The organism is Acinetobacter sp. ANC_7635 (assembly GCF_056779945.1).
In genome coordinates this window covers 1-338 of the sequence record NZ_JBWYIS010000040.1, presented here as the reverse complement: position 1 = coordinate 338, position 338 = coordinate 1, and the positions used below count along the sequence as shown (strand labels likewise).

Sequence of the window (338 nt, the reverse complement as noted above, 5' to 3'; positions counted from 1 at the left end):
AAAAAGCCAGACTGGTGGAGCAATCTGGCAAAGCGTCAAGATGAGTCACCCGTGACAAGTGATGTTTCCTGAGTTCAGGTTTGAGTTGTTCTAAACTTAAGCCTGAATAAATTCAGCCACAGCTCGGTTAAACGCCTGTGGTTGTTCAACATTAGAAATGTGCGAAGCATTAATCTCAACAAGTTGACTACCCGTAATCGCGGCTTGCATAAACTGACCATCTGCCACAGTGGTCACAGGGTCTTGCTGACCTGCAATAATCAATACAGGAATCGAAATCTGTTTGAGTTGTTCACGCACATCCGCCTTAGCCAAAGCTTCACAGCAGCTTGCATAAC

The 338-nt window shown here is 45.3% G+C and carries 1 protein-coding gene; it reads right to left on the bottom strand.

The window, feature by feature from the left end:
• Positions 1-96 precede the first annotated feature (96 nt).
• Positions 97-338 (bottom strand): alpha/beta fold hydrolase (locus tag AC1M89_RS14785; RefSeq protein ID WP_481614398.1); only part of this gene is annotated, 242 nt, incomplete at its 5' end.